The 3,390-nt window shown below is 50.8% G+C and carries 2 tRNA genes and 2 rRNA genes; all 4 read right to left on the bottom strand.

From position 1 onward, the window contains the following. Positions 1-494, bottom strand: a 23S ribosomal RNA gene (locus ACRBB0_RS00020); the annotation flags it as partial. A gap of 539 nt (positions 495-1,033) precedes the next feature. Beyond that, a tRNA-Ala gene (locus ACRBB0_RS00015) sits at positions 1,034-1,109 on the bottom strand. A 113-nt stretch (positions 1,110-1,222) separates the two neighbouring features. Beyond that, a tRNA-Ile gene (locus ACRBB0_RS00010) sits at positions 1,223-1,299 on the bottom strand. 277 nt (positions 1,300-1,576) lie between these two features. Continuing rightward, positions 1,577-3,036 (bottom strand): 16S ribosomal RNA (locus ACRBB0_RS00005). Positions 3,037-3,390: the final 354 nt, after the last annotated feature.

Below are 3,390 nucleotides of genomic sequence, written 5' to 3'. Positions count from 1 at the left end.
CTTTCCCTCACGGTACTGGTTCACTATCGGTCAGTAAGGAGTACTTAGCCTTCGAAGGTGGTCCTCCGATCTTCAGACAGAATTTCACGTGTTCCGCCCTACTTAATACGTCCTATCATGCTTCTCATACGGGACTATCACCCACTATGGTTGTGCTTCCCAACACATTCTGATCACACTCAAGGCTCGGCTGGTCCCCGTTCGCTCGCCGCTACTAGGGGAGTATCAATTGATTTCCTTTCCTCCGGGTACTTAGATGTTTCAGTTCCCCGGGTTTGCTCTTTAAGACCTATGTATTCAGTCAAAAAGTACCTGGTTAAGCAAGATATTGAGTACCAAAGGTAACAATATCAAACTTTCAGGTGGGTTGCCCCATTCAGAGATCCATGGATCAAAGCTTATTCTCAGCTCCTCATGGCTTATCGCAGAGTATCACGTCTTTCATCGCCTCTTACTGCCAAGGCATTCACCAAACGCCCTTCTCGCGCTTGATTTGATCCAGTAAAAACAAGACTTTATATTTGCGCTACCGCTTACGCTACTTGAGCGCGAGACGATCCCACAAATGGTCATGTAACGAGACACAGACTCGGCATGAGATGTGTCCCTATCTTACCAGTTCAAATGCATACATTTTCCCGCCTCAGTGTTTTCACTGAGACTACTCAGACTTGCGTCTGAGCCGGTACATCTGGGTTAGAGATGTACCTTGGTTAGTGTACTTGACTTGGACAACAATTACCGTTTCAGCATGCAGACATAAGGGGTTTCCGGCTAGGAACATCCAAATGCTCGTCACACCCGAGGGTGAGACACATAACTGAGGTTTATCGCTTACTTACGACAACCAGTAATGTTGATTGATTAATCTCTATACGATGTCAATTACGGCGGGTCGCCCCGACGCGTCCGATTGGACGGATAAGAACCAAACTGGTGCTTATCGATCAAATCGAAAGGGTATCTGCTTTCGTGCGCTTTCTTGCAGAAAGCCACTGTCGCAGTCTGACAAATTGCAACGCAATTTGCAGAATGGTGGAGCCTAGCGGGATCGAACCGCTGACCTCCTGAATGCAAATCAGGCGCTCTCCCAGCTGAGCTAAGGCCCCAAAAATTGCGCGATCCAGAGGGCCGCTTTCGTGCGCTTTTGTTGCCAAAAGCCACTGCCGCTGTCCTTCAAGAGGCACTGTTGTTTCTGACAAATTGCAAGCAATTTGCAGAGTGGTGGGTCGAGGAGGACTTGAACCTCCGACCTCACGCTTATCAGGCGTGCGCTCTAACCACCTGAGCTACCGACCCAGCTGATTTTGCTGCTGCAAAATCGGCGTCGCCCGACAGGCGACTTTCGCAAGAAAGTCTGCCGAAAGGGCAACTTCTCACGGGAACCGGTAGGCCCACGTGTATTTCTGAAGAGATATGAGGACGGTTATGGCCCAAACAACATTCCGAAGAATGCTGTGATGTGCGATCGGCAAAGGTACCGATCTTATATGCTAAGTGCTTCACGTTTGATGCGCTACCGCTCACGCTACTTGAGCGCAAGTGATCTCGTACCAAAAGCTAGAAACATCCTTAGAAAGGAGGTGATCCAGCCGCAGGTTCCCCTACGGCTACCTTGTTACGACTTCACCCCAGTCGCTGATCCTACCGTGGCCGCCTGCCCCCCGAAGGTTAGCGCAGCGTCGTCAGGTAGAACCAACTCCCATGGTGTGACGGGCGGTGTGTACAAGGCCCGGGAACGTATTCACCGCGTCATGCTGTTACGCGATTACTAGCGATTCCGACTTCATGGGGTCGAGTTGCAGACCCCAATCCGAACTGAGACAGTTTTTTGGGATTAACCCATTGTCACTGCCATTGTAGCACGTGTGTAGCCCAACCCGTAAGGGCCATGAGGACTTGACGTCATCCACACCTTCCTCCCGCTTATCACGGGCAGTTTCCCTAGAGTGCCCAGCCGAACTGCTGGCAACTAAGGATGTGGGTTGCGCTCGTTGCCGGACTTAACCGAACATCTCACGACACGAGCTGACGACAGCCATGCAGCACCTGTCACTGCGTCCCCGAAGGGAACGCCCGATCTCTCGGGTTAGCACAGGATGTCAAGGGTTGGTAAGGTTCTGCGCGTTGCTTCGAATTAAACCACATGCTCCACCGCTTGTGCGGGCCCCCGTCAATTCCTTTGAGTTTTAATCTTGCGACCGTACTCCCCAGGCGGAATGCTTAATCCGTTAGGTGTGTCACCGAATAGCATGCTACCCGACGACTGGCATTCATCGTTTACGGTGTGGACTACCAGGGTATCTAATCCTGTTTGCTCCCCACACTTTCGTACCTCAGCGTCAGTATCGAGCCAGTGAGCCGCCTTCGCCACTGGTGTTCCTCCGAATATCTACGAATTTCACCTCTACACTCGGAATTCCACTCACCTCTCTCGAACTCTAGATCAGGAGTTTATGAGGCAGTTCCAGGGTTGAGCCCTGGGATTTCACCCCATACTTTCTGATCCGCCTACGTACGCTTTACGCCCAGTAATTCCGAACAACGCTAACCCCCTCCGTATTACCGCGGCTGCTGGCACGGAGTTAGCCGGGGTTTCTTTACCAGATACTGTCATTATCATCTCTGGCGAAAGTGCTTTACGACCCTAAGGCCTTCATCACACACGCGGCATGGCTGGATCAGGCTTGCGCCCATTGTCCAAGATTCCCCACTGCTGCCTCCCGTAGGAGTCTGGGCCGTGTCTCAGTCCCAGTGTTGCTGATCATCCTCTAAAACCAGCTATAGATCGTAGACTTGGTGAGCCGTTACCTCACCAACTATCTAATCTAACGCGGGCTAATCCAAATCCGATAAATCTTTCCCCCGAAGGGCGTATACGGTATTACTCTCAGTTTCCCGAGGCTATTCCGTAGATCTGGGTATATTCCCACGCGTTACTAACCCGTCCGCCGCTCACCCGAAGGTGCGCTCGACTTGCATGTGTTAGGCCTGCCGCCAGCGTTCGTTCTGAGCCAGGATCAAACTCTCAAGTTGAAAAGCATTACTGCTTATCCTTGACGTTCGAACCTCTGCACATCTTTGATTGCACTATCGCTTAGCAGCTACTTGAGTGCGAACACCCGGGGATAGCCACCAGCAACATCTCCACCCGGCTAGGAACGGAGATGGCAATCAAAAGTCATCTGTTTGATAACGTGCTTCAGTTTACAAAAGTAAACAAAAGCCGCTACAAACAGTGAAGCTGACATTCTATCATCGAGACCTAAGCCCCTAAGAATGCTGATATGCAGACATTTGTTCATCGAATGAACCAAAACCGCCCACATATCTCTTCAGATAGTCACTATGTCAAATAACGTGGGCTAAATTAATAACCCAGAGACAAAA

Origin of the sequence: Pelagimonas sp., assembly GCF_050633425.1 — a bacterium.
Taxonomy (GTDB): domain Bacteria; phylum Pseudomonadota; class Alphaproteobacteria; order Rhodobacterales; family Rhodobacteraceae; genus Pelagimonas.
The sequence above is the reverse complement of the archived record's forward strand: the minus strand, read 5'-3'. Positions and strand labels throughout refer to the sequence as shown.